Genomic DNA, 20,890 nt, shown 5'->3' on the forward strand with positions numbered 1-20,890 from the left:
TGTCTCAAGGGGGACTAGCGCAGCGCCAAAAAGGGACTTAAGGTTGGCTTTAGGTTTGAGTTCAGGGAGTGAACGAGAACAATCCCGTCCTGCAGTCCATGCGTCAGGAACTGCACGAGCTCAAGCTCCGTTACGGCAACTCACCCACGGATTTCAACCGCTACCAGCTGGTGCGCCACGAACAGCGCCTAGCCCAGTGGGTCCCGAATGAAAAAATCGGCGCCTGACGACAGGCATGGAGCCTCAAGCGATTCACCTCGGCCCTGGCGCCGACCTTCGCAAAAGCCTTGAAGAGCTAGCCCAGCAGCAGCAGGCCGAAGGATTTGTACTGAGCATTGTCGGCAACCTGAGCAGGGTCGCTTTTGCTTGCCCCGGCAGTGACCAACCCACTGTGCTGACGGGAGAGCTCGAAATCATCAGCCTGCAGGGGACGATCTCCCCTCAGGGTGTGCACCTGCACCTGAGCTTCTCCGATGGCGAGTGCCAGGTTTGGGGCGGACATCTCGAGCACGGCAGTGAAGTTCTCAAAGGTGCCGATTTATTGGTGGGTCTGCTGAAGCAATCCGCCCCCACGCGCGCTCCTTCCTCCACTGCTCAACCGCGAATCCGGCTTGCTGTTGCCGAGGGATGCCCCTGGTCGAACCGCGCGATGCGCATGCTGCGCAGCCTGGGAATTCCGTTCGAGCTGGCCCCACCGGAGGCGGGCTCACTGCCCCAGATCTGGATTGAGGGGGCGATGATCGGCGGGTACGAGGACCTGGCCGATTGGCACGGCCAAGGAAAACTTGATCGCTTCCGCACGGGCTTCTGAGACCAATACCTGGCAGCTCCGAACGGGGGCCCAGTGTCAATTGGTCATCGGACGCTTCCCCCCGTTTTCGTACAACGCTTCGAGTGGTGGGGGCCCCGTCCTCCAATCCCCTGCCGATCAACAGGGGCGCCTCGCACTGAAGGTGCCCATGGCAGGGCTGACCATCCCCCCTTTGGACTGCCAAACAGCCCGGCTCTTGGGCCTTCCGCTGCCCCCAGGGATCAGCGTTCAGATCCAGCCAGAACAGCTCGAGGGCGAGCTGGACCCGAGCAGCGGCGCCCTGAGCCTGCGCTTCCGATCTCGCTTTCGCTTCACCCTGGGACCTGCCCGTCAACCCGTCTACCAAGCCTCAGATCTCGTCGTGGACACCGCACTGACCAGCGGGTCCATCGAGGGGCTGCGGCACCGCCGTCAAGGGCGACCCCTCGACCAGGACGGCAGGGGGCAACTGGTGGGGGTCGCCAGCATCGCCCCCTGCCAGGACGCATGGCTCAATGCCTTTCTTGGCCTGCCTGATGAAGCGCTGGCCGTCATGGAGATCCAGCTCCTGAGGGCATGACGCGGGATCTCAAGGCGGCGCTGCTGATCCCGCTGGCTCTGCTGGCATTGGCTTGGCTGCAGGAGGGAATCGATCAACTGCTCTTTCGCGGGCAGTGGAACTTGCCGATGCTTCCCGGTGGTCCGGCCTTGGGGATCCTGACCGCCCCCTTCAGCCACGGCGGTTGGGGACATCTCCTCGCCAATAGCGGCTTGTTTCTTCCCCTCTCCTGGCTGGTCTGCTTCAAGAGCAAGTGGGACTATTTGGCCGTCTGGGCCGCTGTGTTGTTCACAGCCATTCCGGTCTGGCTGTGGTGGCCCAATGGCGCCCACGGCCTCTCAGGTGTGGTCTATGGATTACTGGGTTACCTGTTGTTGATTGGCTGGCTGGAGCGCAGACCATTGACCATGCTTCTGTCGCTGGCGGTCCTGCTGATCTATGGCGGAATTCTCCCCAGTCTTTTGCCGTTCTTCACCCCAGCTGGGGTGAGCTGGATCGGCCATGCCAGCGGCTTCGCAGGGGGGCTGCTCGCCGCTGCGGTGGTCTCGCGATCAAGACCATGACTCATCTCATCCCTCGAGCAGGCTTTGGCAAACCGCTGGGTGCGCTCCTGATCAGCCTCGCCATGGCCCTTGGCGCTTCGGCCCAGCCCTGGGCACCCGGCATGGAACCCCCACCGGTGCTGGAAGCCGCATCCGCCAAAGATGCCCTGAAGCTCGAGGCGTCCCGGCAAGCCAGCCAACGCCAGGCCTATCTCCGGGAGGCCCATGAGCTGCTCCACCGCCATTGGGGCACCAAGGTCAAGCCACAACTGCTCTTCGCGGGCGATCGCGCCGATGGTTGCGGGGTGAAGGAGGTGCGCCATCCCATGGCCTTCTATTGCCCCCCCAGCAAACAAATCGCCATGGCCCTGGAACTGCGCAAGAGCGTCAGAGCAGCCAAGGGCCAGAGCGATGCTGCCCTGCTCTTGCTGGATCTGGCCGTCTTGGCCCATGAGTGGGGCCATCACGTCAACCGAGAAAAGGGGCTCGGCCCCTTCAGTGGCGGCATGGGGCTCACCGTCAAACAGGAGGAACTCGCTGCCGACTGGCGAACCGGAGTCTTTCTCGGCTGGCTGTTGAACGTCGGCGCACTCCAGGTGGACGACTTCTCCAATACGGCGAATCTGCTCTTTGAGATGGGCGACTACGAGCGCATCTCAAGGCAGCACCACGGCTATCCCAAGGATCGCTTTCAGGCCCTGACCCTGGGGTTGAGCAGCCAGCTCCAACCGGGGCAGTCGGTGGGGAACTGGACCGTTGACACCAACGAAACCTTCAGCCGGCCACTCCCCGGGGAGCCAGGGGATTCCCTGCTGGGGGCACGGCGCTATGAGGTGCGGCGTTTCGAAATTGAGCGGGGCCAGCAGATCGCGACGAATCTGATCGGGGGGCTTCTCGGTGCGGCCAGCTGCGTCTGGGGCAGTCAGGACCAGTGCGTTGGGATGGCGATGCAACAGGGCAAGGGGAGAGCCCTGGGCAGCTACACCAAGCGCGAACTCACCCTCTGGTGCAACAGCGGCAGTTTTGATGTCAGTGCTGATGACTTCGACCCCCAACCCATCGGACGGGACGGCAAGGGGCAGGCCCAGGTGCTGGCGGCGAGGGACTGCTGAGCGTCAGCTGAACTCCAAGAGCAGCTCCAGAGTCAGCTTCTCCGCCAAGGCTGAGTCGATCGCGCGCAGATGACCGATGGCCGTCGGTCGATCGGAGCTGGGCAGCGCCCTGAGGTCCGCGACCGCGAGTTCCAAACAACGTCGATCGAGCTCGAGATTCACGCAGGGAATGCAGCGAACGGATCGAACCGTGGGCTCTCACTGGCATCCAGCGCTGGGGGCCAGATCCAGAGCTATCCCCCTCAGCCTTGCAAGGACTTGAGCTCTTCGTCCTGGCGGTGCTGTAGCCAGGCCTGCTGCAGATCGACGCGGGTAATGCGATAGCCCAGGAGACGAGCCTGCAGCAAGAGACCGTTGTCATCGCGGCAGCGCCGCAGCAGGTGACGCAAGTGCGGACGGGTCTCCGCATCGACGACCAAGCGCTCAAGTTCTTGCCAGCTCATGAGGCTTGAGTGGGTTCCAAACCATCGCAAAGCCAAAGCCCAGAAGCCAGGCATCGGCAGCGAGTCTCGCGAGCCTCCTGAGGCTCAACTGCAGCGGCTCTGTCGCCAGAACCCCTTTGAGGCTGCCGTGGTTCAAGCCCCAGCCCCGACCTTGATGGGCACATGAGACTGCTCCGTTTTGCAACGAGCTGTGTCATGCCCTTTCCCAGGGCGCCAGGGATCCCTTAACAACGACTCAAGCCGCCAGCGGGCGATGGGCTTCTTCGTTCAACTCACTGAAGCCATCGCAGAGCGTCAGTCCCTGCTGATGACGGGACTCGACCCGAACCCCGAGATGTTGCAGAGCTGGGCTCTGCGCCGGGGGATGGGCAACCGTTCCTTCCTGAGTCAGGCCAGGCACTGGATTAAGGCGGTGGTGGAGGAAACCAGTCCCCACGTCTGTGCGATCAAGGCCAGCCTCGGCTTCTACCAAGCCCTGGGCCCACTCGGACTGGAGTTGCTGCTGGAGGTGCGCGATCTGGTGCCGCGCGATCTCCCCCTGATCATCGACGCCAAACACGGCGATCTGAATTCTTCAACGGCCCTCGCCCACTACCTGTTCAAAGACCTGGGCGTCGATGCGGTCACCCTCTCTCCCCTGGCGGGTCAGGACATCGCCGCTCCGTTTTTGCTGTATCGAGACAAGGCAGTCGTCATCACCTGCCGCAGCTCCAACCCGGCTGCCAAACGAATCCAGTACCACCCCAACGACAGCGATCCCCTATTCCTGCAGATCGTGCGGGAGAGCCAACTTTGGGGCACCCCAGACCAGGTCCTACTGGAGGTGGGAACCAGTGACCCCAAGGTCCTCTCTCGGGTCAGACAGGCCGCACCCGAGCGCGTGCTGATGCTGCGTTCGATCTGGAGCGAAGAAGAACGGGTCGATGGACTGCTGGAGGCCGGCCTGAGCAACTCAGCGGATGGCCTACTGATTCCCATGCCCCAAAACCTGCTGGTTGAAGACGACCTAGCGGAACAGGCCGAAGCACTCAAAGGTCGCATCAACCGCAGGCGAACCAGCTGGATGGAGCAGCACCGCTCCGAACAAGCCGAGACCTGCGAGCTCTGGCTGGCCAATCAAGCGTCCGAGCAAACCAGCTCGGATCCGATGGCGGAGCTCATCGTTGAGCTCTTTGACATCGGCTGCCTGTTGTTTGGGGAATACGTCCAGGCCTCAGGAGCCGTCTTCAACTACTACATCGACCTGCGGCAGATCATCTCCGATCCGAACCTGTTCCATCGCGTGCTCCATGGCTACGCGCAACTGATGGACGGCCTGGAGTTCGATCGCATCGCGGGCATTCCCTATGGAGCCCTACCCACGGCAACCGGGCTGGCTTTGCAGTTGCACAAGCCCCTGATCTACCCAAGAAAGGAAGTCAAGGCCCATGGGGCCAGGCGCCTGATCGAAGGGGATTTCCAGGAGGGAGACCGCGTGATCGTGATCGATGACATCTTGATCAGTGGCGGCAGTGTGCTCGAGGGCATTGCCAAGCTGGAGCGCTCCGGTTTGCAGGTCAACGACGTCGTGGTCTTTATCGATCACGGCGGTCAGCGCGATCAAAGTGCCCGCGAGCGACTGAAGGCCAAGGGCTATGACTTCCATGCTGTGCTGGACATCCAGCGCATCACCAAGGCCCTGCTGGATGCTGGTCGTCTCACGGCCGAGCAAGCCAAGGTGCTGGGATAGGGGGAGATGCGATGAGGCGGGTGACCAGGCTCCTGAGGACAACGGCCGGTCTGATCGCCCTGGGAGCTCTGTTGGTGAGTTGTGGCCCCGCAGCCCGTCAATCGCCACCAAAGAACCAACCTCAACCAGCGGCTTCGGACGAACAGCAGCGTCAACGCCAGGAGCAAGAGCTGCAGCTGCAGACGCTCACGGATGAGGCAGAGGATCTGTTCAACCGCGGCGAAAACGATCTGGCCTGTGAACGGGTGCGCCAGGCCCAGGAACTCCAGTCGACGCTCGATGTCGAATTCATTGATCCCCTGGGGGAGCAGGCCAAGGCCTGCATCGAGCTCTGACGTTGAGCAGCTCCACCAACGCCATGGTCCTGGCGCGGGGCCTCAGCAAGACCTACCGGATTGCCGAGAAACAACCGGGACTGCAGGGCACCATTCGTCACCTGCTGCGACGCCGCTACCGGGACCTTGATGCCGTTAAGGCCATCAGCTTTGGGATCCAGGAAGGAGAGATGGTGGGGTTCCTTGGTCCGAATGGGGCGGGGAAAACCACGACCTTAAAAATGCTCAGCGGGCTGATTCACCCCAGTGCTGGTGAGCTGCGGGTCGCCGGAGCCATCCCGCAACGGCGGCAGCCTGGCTTCCTGCAGGACATCACCCTGGTGATGGGGAACAAGCAACAGCTGATCTGGGACCTGCCTCCTTGGGATTCGATCCGGGTCAATGCGGCGGTCTATGGCATCCCCGAACGGGAGATGAAGCGCCGGGTCAGTGAACTGGCGGATCTCTTGGAGTTGGGGGAGGAACTGCATCGCCCCGTGCGAAAGCTGTCGCTCGGCCAGCGCATGAAAGCCGAACTGCTGGCGTCATTGCTGCACCAGCCCCGGGTGCTGTTTTTGGATGAACCCACCTTGGGTTTGGATGTCACGGCCCAGGGGAGGGTTCGCGACTTCCTTGCCACCTACAACCAGCGCACTGGGGCAACCATCCTGCTGACGAGCCATTACATGGGGGACATCACGGCCCTCTGCGAGCGGGTCCTGCTGATCCACGAGGGGGCGTTGTTCCATGACGGCCCCTTGGATGCCCTGACCAGCAAACTCAGCCCCCATCGCCAGGTCCGACTGGAGCTGCATCAGCCCCAGCCGCGCGAGGCCTTTGAAGCGTTCGGAACCGTCGAGTCCCATCAGGACCATCAGGTTCAACTGCTGGTGCCACGGGATCAGCTGACGGATTCGGTAGCCGCGCTTCTCAGTCGCTTTGAGGTCCTGGACCTTGAAGTGAATGATCCGCCGATCGAGGAGCTGATGCGCAGCCTCTTCCAACAGGCAGGACGGAACTAAGCGTGCGCTCGCCCCGTGCGTCACTACGGATCGCCCGGACGCTGCTGAGCACCCAATACGCCTACATGCTGGAGTACCGCGCCGAGATCGCTCTCTGGGCCCTCTCCGGTGTTCTGCCACTGATCATGCTTGGGGTCTGGCAAAACAGCGGTGCGGCCAGTCAGGCGGGCTGGAGTCCCGCACAACTGCGGCATTACTTCGTGGCGGCGTTCATCGTCCGCCAGTTCAGCGTGGTCTGGCTGATCCATGTCTTTGAAGAGGACGTGGTCAGCGGCAAGTTGTCGCCATTTCTGCTGCAACCGCTCCAACCCCTGTGGCGTTACTTCGCGGCACACCTTGCGGAACAGGCCACACGCATCCCCTTTGTGGCCCTCATGCTCCTGGCGTTGAGTGCGGTCGATCCAGGGTTGCTCTGGAGGCCGAGTCTTCAGGAACTGCTACTTGGCCTCATGGCCCTGTGGGGCGCGTTCGTCCTGCGGTTTTTGCTGCAAACCCTCAGCAGCATGCTCTGTTTTTGGAGTGAGCGCGCTGCGGCTTTGGATCGCCTCCTGGTGATTCCCTATCTCTTCCTCTCGGGGCTGGTGGCACCACTCGACACCTTTCCGCCTGCCGTGCAGCGCTTCGCCCTCGCCACACCCTTTCCAGCGATGGTCGACTTCCCGGCACGGCTGCTTTCAGGGCTACCGGTGGACCTGGGCGCTGGGTACTTGAGCCTGCTGATCTGGTGCCTGATCCTCAGCCCCCTCTGTTACTGGGGCTGGCAGAGGGGGCTGAGGCGCTACGGAGCCATGGGCGCATGAGACGCTCCAAAACCCTGGCGATGCTGCTGCAGTTCTGGCGCAGTTCATTGGAGTCCGAGAGCGAGTACCAGCTCAACCTTGTTCTGGAGTGCCTCTCTGTTTTCGGAAATCTGGCCGGAAGCCTCTTTGTGCTGTCACTGCTGTTTTCTGGGCAGTCCACCCTTGGGGGCTGGACTTGGAATGAAGCGCTCATCGTCCTCGGGCTTTACACGCTGCTCGATGGCTTCACGAGCTGCCTGCTCCAGCCGAACCTCAGCAAGATCGTGAACCACGTTCAGCAGGGCACCCTGGATTTCGTGCTGCTGAAACCGGTGGACTCGCAGCTCTGGCTGTCCCTGCGTTGCTTCTCCCCCTGGGGCGCTCCAGGTTTGCTGGCTGGTTGCGTCCTGGTGGTCCTGGGCTTACCCGAAATCCGCCCTCAGTCCTTGCTCTTGGGTGGACTCTTGCTGGCCAGTGGTGCTGCGATTCTCTACAGCCTCTGGTTCTCACTCGCAGCCCTCTCGATTTGGTTCGTGAAGGTCTGGAATGCCACTGAAGTTCTCCGCTACACGCTCGTGGCGGGGCGCTATCCGGTGAGTGCCTACCCACCGGCTCTGCGGCTGGTGTTTGTTTTTGTGTTGCCGGTGGCCTTCATGACCACCGTTCCCTCCCAGGCCCTTCTGGGTCAGGGGTCCTGGCACTGGGCCCTGGGATCAGTGCTGATGGCCGCGGGGAGCCTGATCGCCAGTCGCCTCTTCTGGCAATTTGCGCTCCGTCACTACACGTCAGCCAGCAGCTGAGTCCAGACCCAGCCTTGCATTGGATACACAGTCTGTGTAGGATTGCCGGGAGGTCCAGGTCAGAGATTGGCCAGCGAACGCCACCAAGTCATCCTGAGCGAGGCCGCGGCGCACTGGGTTCGCGACTTCTCAAAGGAGCAGCGCCACTCGATCTCAAAGGCCATCGCCATCCTTGTCGATGAGGCGATCGAGCGTCGTGCAGGCCCCGGCCTCGATGAGACCCCAGACACGGACTTCCGCCAGTTCCTTCGCGAAAAGTTCTCGATGGACTTCGAGATTTGGTCCCATTCCAAGCGCGGGTAGGACGTACACAGATGTCCCCATCCATGACTCCCTTCTTCCAGTCTGGAATCAGCCTTGAAACCTCAATCCAGCTCAGCACCTGGCTGGATGCTCGCTTTGGGGCGACGACGGATGAGCAGACGGCGAGCGATCGCCTGGGACGACAGGCCGGGTTGCTTGTCGCCCATGACCTGGTCACGGCTCAATACGCAACCAATGGGATGGCCGATGTCTTTGCGGCGATGCATAGCTGTATCGACGACTGGCTGGAGACGTCTCCCGTACCGCCAGGGGAACGCCGGCCGATCAAGCGCCGTGCGGTTCGCGCGGGGGTGATCCAGTGCTGGACATCACTGGCCGAGATGCGGCCGGATGAGCCCTGCTACCAGGAGCTGATGGAACAAACCTGTGCAGCGGTCATGGTGGCTGAATTGGCGGAGGATCAACCGAGCGCCTGAGACTTAGTCCACGAAGCGTTTGTAGAGCCAGCGCACAAAACCACCGATCAAGGGGACAGGGGCAAACGTTGGGCCGACAAAGTCGAAATAGTCGCGGTGATCAACGATCAGACCCTGGTCATTGAGCCGCAGTCGCGTCGCGCCCGGATACACGAACTCAATGCCCTTGATCTTCAGCCCCATCGTCCATTCGACAAAAGCGGTTTGGCCGCTCAGGGCGACGGCGTGCGGAGCCAGGTAGACATCATCGCAACGGTTCACCAGGCCATCCTGGGCATCGAGGTAGGCCTGAAGTCCATCGCGGGACTGGGTGGGATCCTCAAAATGCACATCCGGTGCATACACCGCTTTCCATTGCCCATGGCTCGGGGCCGGTGCGCCATAGGGCTTGGTGAACAGCTGACGCAGGGACTGCTCCGTCAGTGGGAGCTGGAATCCAGAGGAAGAAGCAGTCACAGCTCAAGGAGCGGGTGCGCTCATCCTGGCTTCCTGGGAGGAGCGCTGCGGGGGTGCAACTGCAGGTAGCGATCGACAGGCAGGGGTTGGAGTTGTTCGTAGCCAACAGGAAGCCAAAGATCCCCCTGCTGGGCGTTGTAGTGAATCTCCCAGTGATAAAGGCCCACCAAGGCCTGGGGATCCTCCTTAATCAAGGAGGCATAGAGGAGAACAGCCTCGCCGTAGAGATCGCTGTTGTTGTAGCCCCAGAGACCACGGCGAATGTTCTTGAGACCGCCGCGGCGCACGAGATAACGGGCCGCTGCCTGAATCGCATCATGGGGATTACGGATGTCCCCTCGGCCGATGCCTGGCTCCGCCCAGGTGGTTGGCAAGAACTGCATCGGGCCCTGGGCATTGGCAATGGAGACGCCGTCAATGCGTCCCATCCCGGTCTCCACCAAGTTGACCGCCGCGAGCACCTCCCACTCGATCCCTGTCGCGGCTTCGGCCTTGCGGTAGTGGGCGAGTAACTGGGGCAGGGGTTCGGGGGGAATAATCCGCCAGGCCGGCACCTGGGCAGGGCGGCGTTTGCTCATCGCCAGAAACGCACGTCTCGCCGCCAGGTGCCGTTCGGCCACGGAACGCCAACGGGTTGGGAGTTGATCCAGGACCGCCTGACTGCGCTGTCGATCAAGCGAGAGAACCCGATAGATCACCTGCTGTTGATGGGCCAAATCCGGGAGTTGGTCCGCTGGCGTCTGCGGATCGCGCAACTGGCTCTCAAGCGCAGCCAGTCGACGCGCGGTCTCGCTTGCAGCACGCGGAACCGTTGGGTAACTGCGGGGTTGCCGCCGCGGCGCGGCGGCGGGAGCAGCATTGCTTTGGGCCTCGTTGGGGGAGGCACAGGCCACCAGTCCTGCCAGGGCTGCAGCAAGAACCAAGCCAACGGATCGGGTCATGGATTCAGGGCCGCTGCGCCCATGCCTACAGCATTCGCGCTCAGGTTGCAGACTGCAGCGACCGATCAATCAGCCATGACCGTTCTGGTGCTGGAGGAGTCCCAGAGGCGCAAGTGGGACGGATCCGATGACGTCCTGTTTTATGCCGAGCCGCGGCTGGTGCATCACCTGGACCAGGCCTTCCGCACACGGCTCACCGCGCTCTACACAGAGCGGATTCCAAAGAACGCCGTAGTGCTGGATTTGATGTCCAGCTGGGTCTCACACCTTCCAGAGGACAAGGCCCTCGAGCGGGTGATCGGGCACGGTTTAAACGAGAAAGAACTCGCGGCCAACCCCCGCCTGGATAGCTACTGGCTGCAAAACCTCAACCAAAACCAGGAACTACCACTACCCAGCAGCAGCGTGGACGCCACCTTGATCGTCGCCGGCTGGCAGTACCTCCAATATCCCGAGGCCATCGCCAGTGAACTGCTGCGGCTGACGCGGCCTGGCGGTCAGGTGATCGTTGCCTTCTCCAACCGGATGTTCTTCACCAAAGCACCCCTGATCTGGACCGATAGCAGCGATCAGGACCATCTCGATTACGTCGCAGGCGTCCTGGAGGCCCAAGGCTGGCAGTCAACCGAGCGAATCGCAGAAACCACAAAGGCCGCTGGCGTGATGGGGCTGCTCGGTCAGCCGGGTGACCCGTTCTTTGCCGTGATCAGCCACAAACCAAACCAGCTGCCTTAAGCGGCCCAATCGCGGTCGCGCCCCAAGGGAGCTGGAGCGTTCGTTGGTTCGTCCGCGGAGTAGGCCAACTCGAGGATCAAGCGCTTGGCCTTCTGGCGCAGACGGCGCCGATGGCTCAGAAAGGCCCGCACCAGTTGAAGACCCACCACTCCGTAGAGCAGCAAGAGCGCGGCGTTGGCAACGGCAGCAAGCATGCGGCAGCCCCAAAGGTGGGTCCATGAGAACCGCTTCATGGAGCGCGGGCAATCAATCGAGAGAAAGTTTTTTGATTTGGCTCTGCAACGCTGTCGCCCAGGGCACCCGGTCACTCGCGTAGGTTGAAGGCTGGTACAGGGCCTTCAGATGACAGCGAGTTCAGAAGGTCTAACGATTGGTGAGCTGGAGTCCAAATACTTCCTCTACCGCAAGGCCCTGAAACAGCTGCTGCTCGAAGGACGTTCGACCGCCGGCATCGAAAAAACCCTGGTCTGGAGCAGGCTCGAGACCCTGCACAACTGCCTTCCCCGTCAGTACAAGGCACCGGACCAGATCCGCTACCAGCTTCAGCGGGAGATTCAACGGGAGACCACGGCCAGCTAGGCCGGTCCTCTCGAACAGCTGACCCCGAGTCCTCAGGACAAGGCTGTTTCCGTGACAGCGTCATCTGATGGATGCCGCTCTCCTGGAGGCCGCTGAGGTCTTTCATCCCCCAGGGACCGTGTTGCAGGTCAGCCCCCTGGGAAGCGGCAATGTCAACGACACCTATCTGGTCGAGACCGCTCGCGGAGCGTATGTCTTGCAGCGGATCAACACCGCGGTTTTTGGCTCACCGGAGCAGGTGATGCGCAACCTGCTGACCCTGCAGGCGCATATCGCAGGGAAGGAGCAGCCACCGCAGAGCTCCCGCTGGGAGCACCCGCAGTTGCTGGCGCCAAGGGGCTCAGCCGATCCCTGGCATCGCTGCCAAGAGGGCAAGGTCTGGCGCTGCATGAGCTTCATCGGCCAGGCCCGCAGCGTTGATGCGATTGAGGATGAGCGGCAGGCCTACGAACTGGGCCGGGGGCTCGGTCGCTTTCATCAACTGATCCACGACCTCCCCACCGAGACTCTCCACGACACCCTCGAGGGGTTCCACATCACCCCTCGCTACCTCGATCAGTACCGGCAGGCGCTGGTGCGCACACAAGCCGAGCCCTGCGAGGACACCGACTTCTGCATTGCCTTTATTCGCGAGCGCGAAGGCTTCTGCTCCGTCCTCGAGCAGGCCAAGGAGCGCGGCGAACTGCAGGAGCGGCCGATTCACGGTGATCCCAAGATCAACAACGTGATGCTGGACACAGAGACGGGCGAGGCCGTCGCCCTGATCGATCTCGACACGGTGAAACCAGGACTGGTGCAGTACGACATCGGAGATTGCCTGCGCTCCTGCTGCAACCGGGCTGGCGAGGAGGCCAGCAGCCCCGATCAAGTCAGTTTTGATCTGGGATTAGCCGAAGCCATCCTGCGGGGCTACCTCGAGGCGGCCGGTTCGATGCTGACGGCATCGGATCGTCGCTTCATCCCCGAAGCCGCTCGACTGATCAGCTTCGAACTAGGTCTTCGCTTCTTCACGGATCACCTCAATGGCGATGCCTATTTCAAGGTGAAGACGCCCGGACAAAACCTCAAACGCGCCCGCGTGCAATTTGCACTCACCCAGAGCATCGAAGAGCAGTGGGAGTTGCTGCAAACGCTGCTGGTGGGCCTGAGCAACCAGGCCCCTGCTGCCCTGTAACCGTGCTTCGCCTGCAGCCCTTTCAACACGAAGCGTTCCTCCAGGACTGCAGTGTTGAAGCGAATCTCGTTCTGTGCGATTCCGAGCTGCAACTGCAGTTCAGGTTGCAGGGCCCAAGCGATCAACTGGTTTGCCCGGAAGCAACAGCCGAGCCCAAGCGTGTAGACGGTCTTTGGCAGAGCACCTGCCTCGAAGCTTTTTTTGGCGTTCCGGGCCAGCGTCCCTACTGGGAGTTCAACCTCAGTCCCAGTGGTGATTGGAACCTCTACAGGCTGGAGGACTACAGGCAGGGGTTGGCCATCGAAACGGGGATCCAGGTCAAAGGAATCAACAGCCGCCGGCAGGAACTGGATTCGGCCTTGATCCTGGAGTCCGAGGTTTGCCTGGATCTGAAGAAAGCCTTTGAGCAACTGGAATGCTCTCTGACGGCCGTTGTCGCGTTACACCACCAGGGATGCAGCTTTTGGGCGTTGAAGCACTGCGCCAGTGAAGCCGATTTTCACCGGCGCGAAAGCTTCAGCATCACGGCAAAACAATCCGCTCAAGACTGATTACAAAACCGAAGAAATTCACACGCTTTGAAAGCGAAACGTTCTTTTCAGTAGCGTGCGCTACATCAACGCCTGTCCGGTTTGAATGTCACCCACTGCGGAGAAGAGCACCTGGTCAGCATGACCACGGCTGAAGCCTCCCAGCTGGTCGATGCCTGCGCCTTGCTTCTTCTGGCATCGAAAACGACCCCGGATTGCCAACTCAAGCCCGAGATGGCTGCGGTGTTGCAGACCGTCTTCGAGCACCTCAGCACCCACGTCGTCTAAGCGGCCGCTAGAAACGGCCCATGCACGCACTTTCCCTACCCACCTGGTGGATCCATGTGGCCTCAGTGTTGGAGTGGGGACTGGCCATGCTGGCCATTCAACGGTGGGGCCAACGGCGCGGAGAGCCGGAGTGGAACTGGCTAGCGCTGGCCATGGTTCCAGCGTTGATCAGTGCCATGGCCGCCTGCACCTGGCACCTCTTCGATAACGCCCAGGAGCTCTACGGACTGGTCGTCCTGCAGGCCGGCTGCACCGTCCTTGGCAACGCTGCCATGGCTCTGGCGGCCTGGAATCTCCAGCGCAAGCGGGCAACCCTGGGATGAACGGGCTGATCCAAGCTCTCAGCGCTGGTCTGAGCCAACTCGGGAGTGTTGATCCCTCGCCCCTGTTCGCGGCCTCACTGTTCCCTTACCTGGCCTTTCTCTGGTGGGCCTGGAAGTCCAAACGCGTTCCACCCCTAGCCCTCTGGGGCTTTGGCTTCACCTTGATCTTTGTCTTGATCACGATTGCAGCGGCCCTGCTGGCCGAAGGGCTCTACGGCCGTCAGTTGGCCGATGTGGATCCACTGCATGGGGGCGCAGAGCTGTTCTTGACCGTCAGCAACGTGATGATCCTGCTGGGATTCATGCCCAAGGGGGTGAACAAGTCTTAAGCGAAGGGGGCCATTGGCCTGCGCCGCTCGGAAGATGAGGTGTCACCCAAAGATTTCGATGCTCGCTCCTCTGCTGGCTATCGCCCCCGCCTCCGTGGCCTGGTCTCCCAAGGTGGGCCTGGTGATGATCATCGCCAACGTGATCGCCATCGGCATCGGCAAGGCCACCATCAAGTACCCCAACGAGGGTGCACAGCTTCCCAACGCAGCCATGTTTGGCGGCATGAGCCACGCCGCTCTGCTGGCCACCACCTCCTTCGGTCACATCCTCGGCATGGGCGCGATCCTCGGCCTGGCCGCCCGCGGCGTGGTCTGATCCACGCTCCTTCGTTCAGTCGTCTGAAGCCCCCCTCCTGCAGGGGGGCTTTTTTGTGGCCATGGATGCCCAGCCCAGCAGGTAGGGCAGGGCCCGCACTCCATAGCGCTCGAAGCGGTAATCAAACAACAACCGCGAGAGTGCCTCGGCACTGGCCGTTGTCTGCAACCCCTCGAGTAGACGCTCCAAACGACGATCGGCCGGTTCACCGGAGAGGCCGAGCCAGGTGCGTTGGGCCAGACGGCCGCTCAGGGACCAGCGCCACCCCAGCTTTTGGCGCAAACGTTTGGGATAGCTCGCGAGGGGCCGGCCTCGCCCAGCCAGGGCCCCCAGCAGGAGGGGTGCAAGAACATCGGCACTGGTCAGGGCATGGCGAATGCCTTCGCCACCGAGCAGGTTTCCGGTGCTGACCGCGTCGCCCAATCCCACCAGAGCACCACGTTGATGCGCTTCACGGCGACGAATCGTGCTGCGGATCAGGCCCCCATGGCGATCCACCACGGTGTCGCCAGTCAGCCCCAGGCGATCGAGCAGCTGCAGCTGCAATTGGTGGAGCGGCGGTTGCGAGCGCCCGCTGTCGTGCAGGCGGCAGACGCCCACCTTTAAGCGCCCGGGCTCCATGGGAAAGACCCAGCCATAGCCCTGGGGAACCCAACGACTGCCGAGCATGAAACTCAGGCGCCCGGCCCAGTCCTGCCAGCGCTCGACGGGAACCTGGAGCACCCACTCCACCCCTGAGCCACTGACCAGGGGGTGGTGGCGTGGTTCACCCATGAGCACACGTTTTTCTCCGGTGGCATCGACCACGAAACGGCTGGTGATCACTGCTTCACGGCCCCCCGGGCCCCGCAGCTGCGTCTGGGCGAGACCGGAGCTCAGGGTCTCGGTGGCGCAGACCCTCCAGCCGAGCTGGAGTTGCGTACCGCTAGCCAGGGCCTGATCTGCCAACCAGCGCCGCAGGGCCGCAAAGTCCAAAACAACGCCGAGTGGTGCATCGGCCGCCCAGCAACGGCGACTCTCCCCCGGCCCAAAGAGCTGCCACTGGTCCCAGCGAGAGGCGATCACCGACTCGGGCAGCTGCCAACGCTCGACGGCGCTGAGCGGCAGGGCGGCACTGCTGAAGGCGTTCTTCGAGAAGTCCTCCAGGGCCTCCACCAGCAGCACCGTGGCGCCGGCTGCACTCAACTGCTGTGCCAAGCGAGAGCCGGAAGGACCGGCGCCCGCAATCAGCACATCCCAGGTTCTCTGATCGCGAGGCGCTTCAGACACCCACAGCCTGGCGCTTCAAGGTGCCGAAGCGATCCAGGATGGACTCGGTCATCTGGACCGGGGTCAGGCCCAGGGCCTCCTTGCTTTGGGCCGGTGTGGCGTGGTCCACCAGCACATCCGGGATACCAATCCGGTGCACCGGCACCAGCACGTCCTTGTCGTTGAGGATCTCGACCACAGCGGCGCCGAAGCCACCGGCGAGGCAGCCCTCTTCCATGGTCACCACCTTGCCGATCCGGCGAGCCATCGGCAGGATCAACGCCTCATCCAGCGGGCGTAGGAAGCGGGCGTTGATCACCGCCGCGCGGACGCCCTGTTCCTGCAGCAGACCGGCTGTGGCCATGGCCGGAGCCACCATCGAGCCATAGGCCACGATCAGCAGATCATCGCCATCGGTGAGCAGTTCACCGCGTCCGATCTCCAGGGGCTCCCATCCCTCTTCCATCAAGGGGGCTCCTTCCCCTTCACCCCGCGGAATGCGGAGGGCGGTCGGACCGCTGTGGTTCAAGCAGGTCACCATCATCCGTTGCAGCTCGGCCTCGTCCTTCGGCGCCATGACCGTGAAATTCGGAACACAGCGCAGGTAGCTGATGTCGTACTGGCCTTGGTGCGTGGGGCCATCGGCACCGACGATGCCGGCGCGATCCAAAACAAAAGTGACCGGCAGGTTCTGGATGCCGACGTCATGGATGAGTTGGTCGTAGGCGCGCTGCAGGAAGGTGCTGTAGATCGCACAAACGGGGCGCAGTCCTTCACAGGCCATGCCAGCCGCCATGGTCACGGCATGCTGCTCAGCGATGCCGACATCGAAATACTGCTGGGGGCGCGCCTTCTCAAGGAGATCCAGACCCGTGCCCGTGGCCATGGCGGCCGTGATGCCCACCACCCTGGGATCCTGCTCACAGAGTTTGACCAGGGTCTGGCCGAAGACCTTGCTGTAGCTAGGGGGCTTGGGCTTGCTGGAGGGGTAGGCCTTGCCGGTCGCTAGATCGAATGCACTCTGGGCGTGGTAGCCCACCTGATCCGCCTCAGCGAAGGCGTAGCCCTTGCCTTTGGTGGTGGCCACATGCACCAGCACCGGACCCTCATGGGCGTGGGCCTGCTCGAAGACGTCGATCAGACCTGCGATGTCATGGCCGTCGACCGGGCCCATATAGGTGAAGCCCAGTTCCTCAAAGACCGCGCCCAGCTTGGGGACGGCGAGGCGCTTCATGCTCTCCTTGAGGTTTTTGAGCTCCGGCGGCAGCTCACCGTGCATGAACGGCAAGTGCTTGATCGCCTCTTCCGCGTTGTCCTGAAGGAACTGCAGCGGACGGCTATGCCGCATCCGGTTCAGGTGGGTCGAGAGCGCCCCGACGGGGGGGCTAATCGACATGTCGTTGTCGTTGAGGACAACCAAAAGGCGGGTCTTGGGGAGGTGGCCTGCGTGGTTGATGGCCTCCAGGGCCATGCCCCCGGTTAGAGAGCCGTCACCAATGACGGCAACACTCTTGAAATCCTCACCGCGTTGATCACGGGCCAGGGCCATGCCCAGGGCGGCAGAAATCGAAGTGCTGGCGTGGCCTGCACCGAAATGGTCAAAGGAGCTTTCGCAGCGCTTGAGGTAGCCCGCAACCCCGTCTTTTTGACGCAGGGTGTGGAAATCCTTGTAGCGACCAGTGATCAGCTTGTGGGGATAGGCCTGGTGGCCCACATCCCAGACCACGCGGTCCTTGTCGAGGTCGAGGGTCTGATAGAGGGCGAGGGTCAGTTCCACAACGCCCAGGCCAGGACCGAGGTGTCCGCCGCTGGTGCTCACCACCTCCAGGTGGCGTTCTCGGATCTGACGGGCAATGCCCTCTAACTCAGTGACGCTCAGGCCATGCAGCTGATTCGGATGCGTCAGCTCGCTGAGATGCATGCCTGCGGCCAAGATTGGGGTTCAGCCTACGCGGAGCCGGACGTCCTCTGGGGTTGATTTGGCTACCCCTAGACCGATCCCAGGAGCTTGCGAGACTGGTGTGATCGTCCAGTCGCAATGACAGCCACCGGCCCCAACCAGAACTCCGGCTCCGGCATGGAGATGCTGCAACGAATCCTGCGGGCCAGGGTCTACGACGTGGCCATCGAGTCGCCCCTCGATGCAGCGCCGAACCTCTCCAGGCGGCTGAAGAACACCGTTCTGCTGAAGCGGGAAGACCTGCAGCCGGTCTTCAGTTTCAAGTTGCGCGGCGCCTACAACAAGATGGCCAGCCTCAGCCCATCGGAGCTGGAGCGGGGCGTGATCGCTGCGAGCGCCGGAAACCATGCCCAGGGCGTGGCCCTGGGCGCCCAGCGCTTGGGCTGTCGAGCGGTGATCGTCATGCCCGTGACCACCCCAGAGATGAAGGTCAGGGCCGTGGCGGCCCGGGGAGCTGAGGTGGTGCTGGAGGGCGACACCTATGACGCCGCCTGCGCGGAGGCCTACCGACTGGCCGATGAGCGAGGGCTGACCTTTATTCATCCCTTTGATGACCCTGAGGTGATCGCAGGCCAGGGGACCATTGGGCTGGAGATCCTCAGACAGTGCTCTGAGCCCCCCGATGCGATCTACATCGCCGTCGGCGGAGGTGGCCTGATCGCTGGCATTGGCGCCTACGTCAAAAGCCTCTGGCCCAGCGTTGAGGTCATCGGGGTGGAACCGGTTGATGCCGATGCCATGACCCGCTCCCTGGCCCTAGGGGAGAGGGTGAAGCTCGAGCAGGTCGGACTGTTCGCCGATGGTGTCGCCGTACGAGAGGTCGGTGTTCAGACCTTTGAGCTGGCCAGAACTGTCGTCGACGCCATGGTCACCGTCGACAACGACGCCATCTGCGCCGCCATCAAGGACGTCTTTGAAGACACCCGCTCGATTCTTGAGCCGGCCGGTGCCCTTGCGGTGGCGGGAATGAAGGCTGACATCAGCCGCCGTCAGCGCGAGGGACAGACCCTGGTGGCCGTGGCCTGCGGGGCCAACATGAACTTCGATCGCCTTCGCTTTGTGGCGGAGCGCACCGAGATCACCGAAGACCGCGAAGCGATGTTGGCGGTCGAGATCCCGGAGCAGGCCGGAAGCCTGCGTCAGTTCTGCACCCTGCTGGGGCAGCGCAGCCTGACCGAATTCAGCTATCGACTGGCCGACCCCAGTCGCGCCCACATCTTTGTTGGGGTGCAAACCAGCGGCAGCTCCGATGAACAGGCCTTGATCCACAGCCTGAGGGAAGCCGGCTTCCCCTGCCTGGATCTCTCCAACGACGAGCTCTCCAAGCTCCATCTGCGGCACATGGTCGGCGGTCGGCTACCGGCCAGCACGGGTGAGGCCGCTGGCCATGGGCGGGAACTGCTCTACCGCTTCGAATTCCCGGAGCGACCGGGCGCACTGATGCGCTTCCTGACCAGCCTGCATCCCAACTGGAACATCAGCATTTTTCACTACCGGAACCACGGGGCAGACGTCGGCCGCATCGTCGTCGGGGTCCAGGTGCCCGAGGCGGAGATGAACGAATGGCAGAGCTTCCTCGATGGACTGGGCTATCAGTACGCCGATGAGACCAGCAATCCGGCCTATCGCCTCTTCCTGGGTGAGCTGGCCGGCAGCTTGAGCGTGGGATAACTTTCGAGCAACGCACTGTTCAGCCGGGGGATATGGCAGGCGACACCCAAGAGCCCATCCCCGCTGAAGGCGACACGATTGCCCTGCAACGGGCCGGCAGCAATCTCTCGCTACCCGCACGCCTAGAGGCCATCCTTTATCTCAAGGGCAGGGCTCTGACCCAGGGCGAGCTAGCCGAGATCGCAGGCGCCAGTCGTGATGAGGTCGAGATGGGCCTGATCACCCTGATGGCCGACTACGCCCACAGGGACACCGCTCTCGAGATTCGCCAGGAGGGCAAGCGCTACAGCCTGCAACTGCGGGATGGCCTGGGGGATCTGGTGCAGAACCTGCTGCCGGTGGACCTCTCCACAGCGGCCCTGCGCACCTTGGCCACGATTGCCATCAAAAAGCGAATCCTGCAGTCCGATCTGGTGGACCTGCGGGGATCAGGGGCCTACGACCACATCAAGGAGCTGCTGGCCCAGAACTTCATCGAGCGCAAACGCCAAAGCGAGGGACGGTCCTTCTGGTTGAGCCTCAGTGAGAAGTTCCATCGAACCTTCTCGGTCAAGACCGATGAGCTGGTGGCCCAGCGCAAGGCGGTCAAGCCAGCTCCCGCCAGTCCCGCAGTCGAGGTCAGCGATGAAGAGTGGGAGCAGGCCGCCTAGGGCAATCCCAGCCTCCACACACACTCAATAGAGTGACTCCAACGCAGCTGCAGCCATGTCCATCCTCGGCGATCTGATCGGCGTCCTGATCCAAACGCTCTCGATCTACACGCTCGTGCTGTTCGTTCGGGTGCTGCTGAGCTGGTTCCCCAATCTCGACTGGAGCAATCCAGTGCTCTCCACCGTGAGTGCGATCACCGACCCCTACCTCGGGGTGTTTCGCGGTTTGATCCCCCCCCTGGGCGGCCTGGACCTCTCAGCAATCGTGGCTTTCCTGGCCCTTCAGTTACTCCAAAGCTTGCTGGAGCAGAGCCGGGGTTACTTCTATCCAGCCTTCTTCTAAGCCGGATCCACGTCGGCGACGGCCTGCTCCAACGGCAGCAGGTCATCAAACTCACCCGCACGGGTCCGAACAGGAGCGCTGAAGCCGCGCGCTTTCACGTTGGAGAAGCTGAACGGTCCTGGGGTGCCCGCTGGGACAGCCAGACGCAGGGCAAAGCTTGAGGTGCCCTGCTCGACATCGCCGATGGAGCCGACTCGGGAACGGTTCTGAAGCACTGGTTCGCCGCTGGCGTCCAGGATTTGGGCAAAGACATCGGTGTCAAATACCGTCTTGCGACCAGGGTTATCGACACTGCCCCGCAGCACAAAACAACTGGCACCACTGGGCCGCTTGAGCTGCGGTTGAGCTCCGATATCTTCAGCAGGACAGGGGTCCAAGCTCACGTCGTGAACGCTCAGACCAGCGGCCAAGGCGCCAGGGGCGGCGCCGAAGACTGTGCAAGCAACGACGAGTACTGCGCTCAGCGCTCGAGCGAGGGCCCGTGAGAGCGATCGGTGCATCTGCATCCAGCCTGACT

At 62.4% G+C, this 20,890-nt stretch carries 31 protein-coding genes; 23 read left to right on the forward strand and 8 right to left on the reverse strand.

The annotated features are described in order from the left end of the window. Positions 1-68 precede the first annotated feature (68 nt). From QZ189_RS05250 to QZ189_RS05270, 5 genes are all read left to right on the forward strand, one after another. Positions 69-227 (forward strand): hypothetical protein, encoded by a 159-nt coding sequence (locus QZ189_RS05250; RefSeq protein ID WP_010317195.1) that lies wholly within the window; start codon positions 69-71, stop codon positions 225-227. Between the two features lie 8 nt (positions 228-235). Further along, a complete protein-coding gene (locus tag QZ189_RS05255) occupies positions 236-811 on the forward strand; it encodes a DUF296 domain-containing protein (protein ID WP_010317196.1) in 576 nt (191 codons plus the stop codon). 148 nt (positions 812-959) lie between these two features. Further along, positions 960-1,370 (forward strand): hypothetical protein, encoded by a 411-nt coding sequence (locus QZ189_RS05260; RefSeq protein WP_232197301.1) that lies wholly within the window; start codon positions 960-962, stop codon positions 1,368-1,370. Further along, positions 1,367-1,912: a rhomboid family intramembrane serine protease gene (locus QZ189_RS05265; protein ID WP_010317198.1), complete on the forward strand. Its 546-nt coding sequence runs from the start codon at positions 1,367-1,369 to the stop codon at positions 1,910-1,912. Before QZ189_RS05260 ends, QZ189_RS05265 begins: the two co-directional genes overlap by 4 nt. Further along, on the forward strand, positions 1,909-3,003 hold the full coding sequence (locus QZ189_RS05270; protein WP_010317199.1) for a hypothetical protein: 1,095 nt from the start codon (positions 1,909-1,911) through the stop codon (positions 3,001-3,003). The genes QZ189_RS05265 and QZ189_RS05270 overlap by 4 nt, the downstream gene beginning before the upstream one ends. 3 nt (positions 3,004-3,006) lie before the next feature. Here the strand turns inward: QZ189_RS05270 and QZ189_RS05275 are convergent, their stop codons facing one another. Beyond that, on the reverse strand, positions 3,007-3,165 hold the full coding sequence (locus QZ189_RS05275; protein ID WP_296415140.1) for a hypothetical protein: 159 nt from the start codon (positions 3,163-3,165) through the stop codon (positions 3,007-3,009). A gap of 80 nt (positions 3,166-3,245) precedes the next feature. Beyond that, on the reverse strand, positions 3,246-3,446 hold the full coding sequence (locus tag QZ189_RS05280) for a Nif11-like leader peptide family natural product precursor (protein ID WP_010317201.1): 201 nt from the start codon (positions 3,444-3,446) through the stop codon (positions 3,246-3,248). Between the two features lie 253 nt (positions 3,447-3,699). Between QZ189_RS05280 and QZ189_RS05285 the strand changes: the two genes are divergently transcribed. From QZ189_RS05285 to QZ189_RS05315, 7 genes are all read left to right on the forward strand, one after another. Next, the gene (locus tag QZ189_RS05285; RefSeq protein WP_296415143.1) at positions 3,700-5,175 is read left to right on the forward strand and encodes a bifunctional orotidine-5'-phosphate decarboxylase/orotate phosphoribosyltransferase; all 1,476 of its coding nucleotides are present in this window, start codon (positions 3,700-3,702) and stop codon (positions 5,173-5,175) included. A gap of 20 nt (positions 5,176-5,195) precedes the next feature. After that, on the forward strand, positions 5,196-5,510 hold the full coding sequence (locus QZ189_RS05290) for a hypothetical protein (protein ID WP_247478621.1): 315 nt from the start codon (positions 5,196-5,198) through the stop codon (positions 5,508-5,510). Positions 5,511-5,533: 23 nt separating this feature from the next. After that, positions 5,534-6,511 (forward strand): ATP-binding cassette domain-containing protein, encoded by a 978-nt coding sequence (locus QZ189_RS05295; protein WP_296421190.1) that lies wholly within the window; start codon positions 5,534-5,536, stop codon positions 6,509-6,511. A gap of 65 nt (positions 6,512-6,576) precedes the next feature. Then, on the forward strand, positions 6,577-7,311 hold the full coding sequence (locus tag QZ189_RS05300; protein WP_296417815.1) for an ABC-2 family transporter protein: 735 nt from the start codon (positions 6,577-6,579) through the stop codon (positions 7,309-7,311). Further along, positions 7,308-8,090: an ABC-2 family transporter protein gene (locus tag QZ189_RS05305; protein WP_010317210.1), complete on the forward strand. Its 783-nt coding sequence runs from the start codon at positions 7,308-7,310 to the stop codon at positions 8,088-8,090. Before QZ189_RS05300 ends, QZ189_RS05305 begins: the two co-directional genes overlap by 4 nt. Before the next feature lie 66 nt (positions 8,091-8,156). Next, on the forward strand, positions 8,157-8,393 hold the full coding sequence (locus QZ189_RS05310; RefSeq protein WP_247478622.1) for a hypothetical protein: 237 nt from the start codon (positions 8,157-8,159) through the stop codon (positions 8,391-8,393). Positions 8,394-8,416: 23 nt separating this feature from the next. Further along, positions 8,417-8,830, forward strand: coding sequence for a hypothetical protein (locus QZ189_RS05315; RefSeq protein ID WP_029626323.1), 414 nt, complete (start codon positions 8,417-8,419; stop codon positions 8,828-8,830). A 3-nt stretch (positions 8,831-8,833) separates the two neighbouring features. On the opposite strand, the gene QZ189_RS05320 is transcribed toward QZ189_RS05315, so the two are convergent. Both QZ189_RS05320 and QZ189_RS05325 read right to left on the reverse strand, forming a co-directional pair. Continuing rightward, positions 8,834-9,286: a nuclear transport factor 2 family protein gene (locus QZ189_RS05320; protein WP_010317215.1), complete on the reverse strand. Its 453-nt coding sequence runs from the start codon at positions 9,284-9,286 to the stop codon at positions 8,834-8,836. 20 nt (positions 9,287-9,306) lie between these two features. Next, positions 9,307-10,227, reverse strand: coding sequence for a transglycosylase SLT domain-containing protein (locus QZ189_RS05325; protein WP_296415148.1), 921 nt, complete (start codon positions 10,225-10,227; stop codon positions 9,307-9,309). Positions 10,228-10,302: 75 nt separating this feature from the next. Here QZ189_RS05325 and QZ189_RS05330 point away from each other — a divergent pair, with 75 nt between their 5' ends. Next, positions 10,303-10,962: a methyltransferase domain-containing protein gene (locus QZ189_RS05330; RefSeq protein ID WP_296415149.1), complete on the forward strand. Its 660-nt coding sequence runs from the start codon at positions 10,303-10,305 to the stop codon at positions 10,960-10,962. Here QZ189_RS05330 and QZ189_RS05335 read toward each other — a convergent pair. Next, positions 10,959-11,156 (reverse strand): hypothetical protein, encoded by a 198-nt coding sequence (locus tag QZ189_RS05335; protein ID WP_247478627.1) that lies wholly within the window; start codon positions 11,154-11,156, stop codon positions 10,959-10,961. The genes QZ189_RS05330 and QZ189_RS05335 overlap by 4 nt on opposite strands. A gap of 148 nt (positions 11,157-11,304) precedes the next feature. Here QZ189_RS05335 and QZ189_RS05340 point away from each other — a divergent pair, with 148 nt between their 5' ends. From QZ189_RS05340 to psaK, 7 genes are all read left to right on the forward strand, one after another. Then, positions 11,305-11,541, forward strand: a complete 237-nt coding sequence (locus QZ189_RS05340; RefSeq protein ID WP_296417805.1) for a DUF3136 domain-containing protein — start codon at positions 11,305-11,307, stop codon at positions 11,539-11,541. Between the two features lie 67 nt (positions 11,542-11,608). After that, complete coding sequence (locus tag QZ189_RS05345) at positions 11,609-12,715, forward strand: aminoglycoside phosphotransferase family protein (RefSeq protein ID WP_247478629.1); 1,107 nt, start codon at positions 11,609-11,611, stop codon at positions 12,713-12,715. A gap of 2 nt (positions 12,716-12,717) precedes the next feature. Next, complete coding sequence (locus tag QZ189_RS05350) at positions 12,718-13,266, forward strand: DOMON-like domain-containing protein (RefSeq protein ID WP_247478631.1); 549 nt, start codon at positions 12,718-12,720, stop codon at positions 13,264-13,266. A 120-nt stretch (positions 13,267-13,386) separates the two neighbouring features. Then, positions 13,387-13,533 carry a hypothetical protein gene (locus tag QZ189_RS05355; RefSeq protein ID WP_232197302.1) on the forward strand — a complete coding sequence of 49 codons (147 nt, stop codon included), beginning with the start codon at positions 13,387-13,389 and terminating at the stop codon, positions 13,531-13,533. A gap of 20 nt (positions 13,534-13,553) precedes the next feature. Further along, positions 13,554-13,856, forward strand: coding sequence for a DUF2499 domain-containing protein (locus QZ189_RS05360; protein WP_029626326.1), 303 nt, complete (start codon positions 13,554-13,556; stop codon positions 13,854-13,856). Next, positions 13,853-14,185 (forward strand): DUF3593 domain-containing protein, encoded by a 333-nt coding sequence (locus QZ189_RS05365; protein WP_247478636.1) that lies wholly within the window; start codon positions 13,853-13,855, stop codon positions 14,183-14,185. Before QZ189_RS05360 ends, QZ189_RS05365 begins: the two co-directional genes overlap by 4 nt. A gap of 58 nt (positions 14,186-14,243) precedes the next feature. Further along, on the forward strand, positions 14,244-14,501 hold the full coding sequence (gene psaK / locus QZ189_RS05370) for a photosystem I reaction center subunit PsaK (RefSeq protein ID WP_010317232.1): 258 nt from the start codon (positions 14,244-14,246) through the stop codon (positions 14,499-14,501). A gap of 15 nt (positions 14,502-14,516) precedes the next feature. On the opposite strand, the gene QZ189_RS05375 is transcribed toward psaK, so the two are convergent. Continuing rightward, positions 14,517-15,770: an NAD(P)/FAD-dependent oxidoreductase gene (locus QZ189_RS05375; RefSeq protein ID WP_296421172.1), complete on the reverse strand. Its 1,254-nt coding sequence runs from the start codon at positions 15,768-15,770 to the stop codon at positions 14,517-14,519. Next, the gene (dxs, locus tag QZ189_RS05380) at positions 15,763-17,670 is read right to left on the reverse strand and encodes a 1-deoxy-D-xylulose-5-phosphate synthase (RefSeq protein ID WP_247478639.1); all 1,908 of its coding nucleotides are present in this window, start codon (positions 17,668-17,670) and stop codon (positions 15,763-15,765) included. Before dxs ends, QZ189_RS05375 begins: the two co-directional genes overlap by 8 nt. A gap of 117 nt (positions 17,671-17,787) precedes the next feature. Here dxs and ilvA point away from each other — a divergent pair, with 117 nt between their 5' ends. From ilvA to QZ189_RS05395, 3 genes are read left to right on the forward strand one after another with little or no spacing between them, the layout of a single operon-like run. Continuing rightward, a complete protein-coding gene (ilvA, locus tag QZ189_RS05385) occupies positions 17,788-19,380 on the forward strand; it encodes a threonine ammonia-lyase, biosynthetic (RefSeq protein ID WP_296421175.1) in 1,593 nt (530 codons plus the stop codon). Between the two features lie 32 nt (positions 19,381-19,412). Then, positions 19,413-20,030, forward strand: coding sequence for an SMC-Scp complex subunit ScpB (gene scpB, locus QZ189_RS05390; RefSeq protein ID WP_247478641.1), 618 nt, complete (start codon positions 19,413-19,415; stop codon positions 20,028-20,030). A 55-nt stretch (positions 20,031-20,085) separates the two neighbouring features. Continuing rightward, the gene (locus QZ189_RS05395) at positions 20,086-20,373 is read left to right on the forward strand and encodes a YggT family protein (protein WP_010317238.1); all 288 of its coding nucleotides are present in this window, start codon (positions 20,086-20,088) and stop codon (positions 20,371-20,373) included. Here QZ189_RS05395 and QZ189_RS05400 read toward each other — a convergent pair. Further along, the gene (locus tag QZ189_RS05400) at positions 20,370-20,879 is read right to left on the reverse strand and encodes a hypothetical protein (RefSeq protein ID WP_296421178.1); all 510 of its coding nucleotides are present in this window, start codon (positions 20,877-20,879) and stop codon (positions 20,370-20,372) included. The two genes, QZ189_RS05395 and QZ189_RS05400, sit on opposite strands and share 4 nt — an antisense overlap. Between the last annotated feature and the right edge of the window lie 11 nt (positions 20,880-20,890).

The organism is Vulcanococcus sp. CPBay_Sum15L08_68, assembly GCF_017855895.1.
GTDB lineage: Bacteria > Cyanobacteriota > Cyanobacteriia > PCC-6307 > Cyanobiaceae > Vulcanococcus.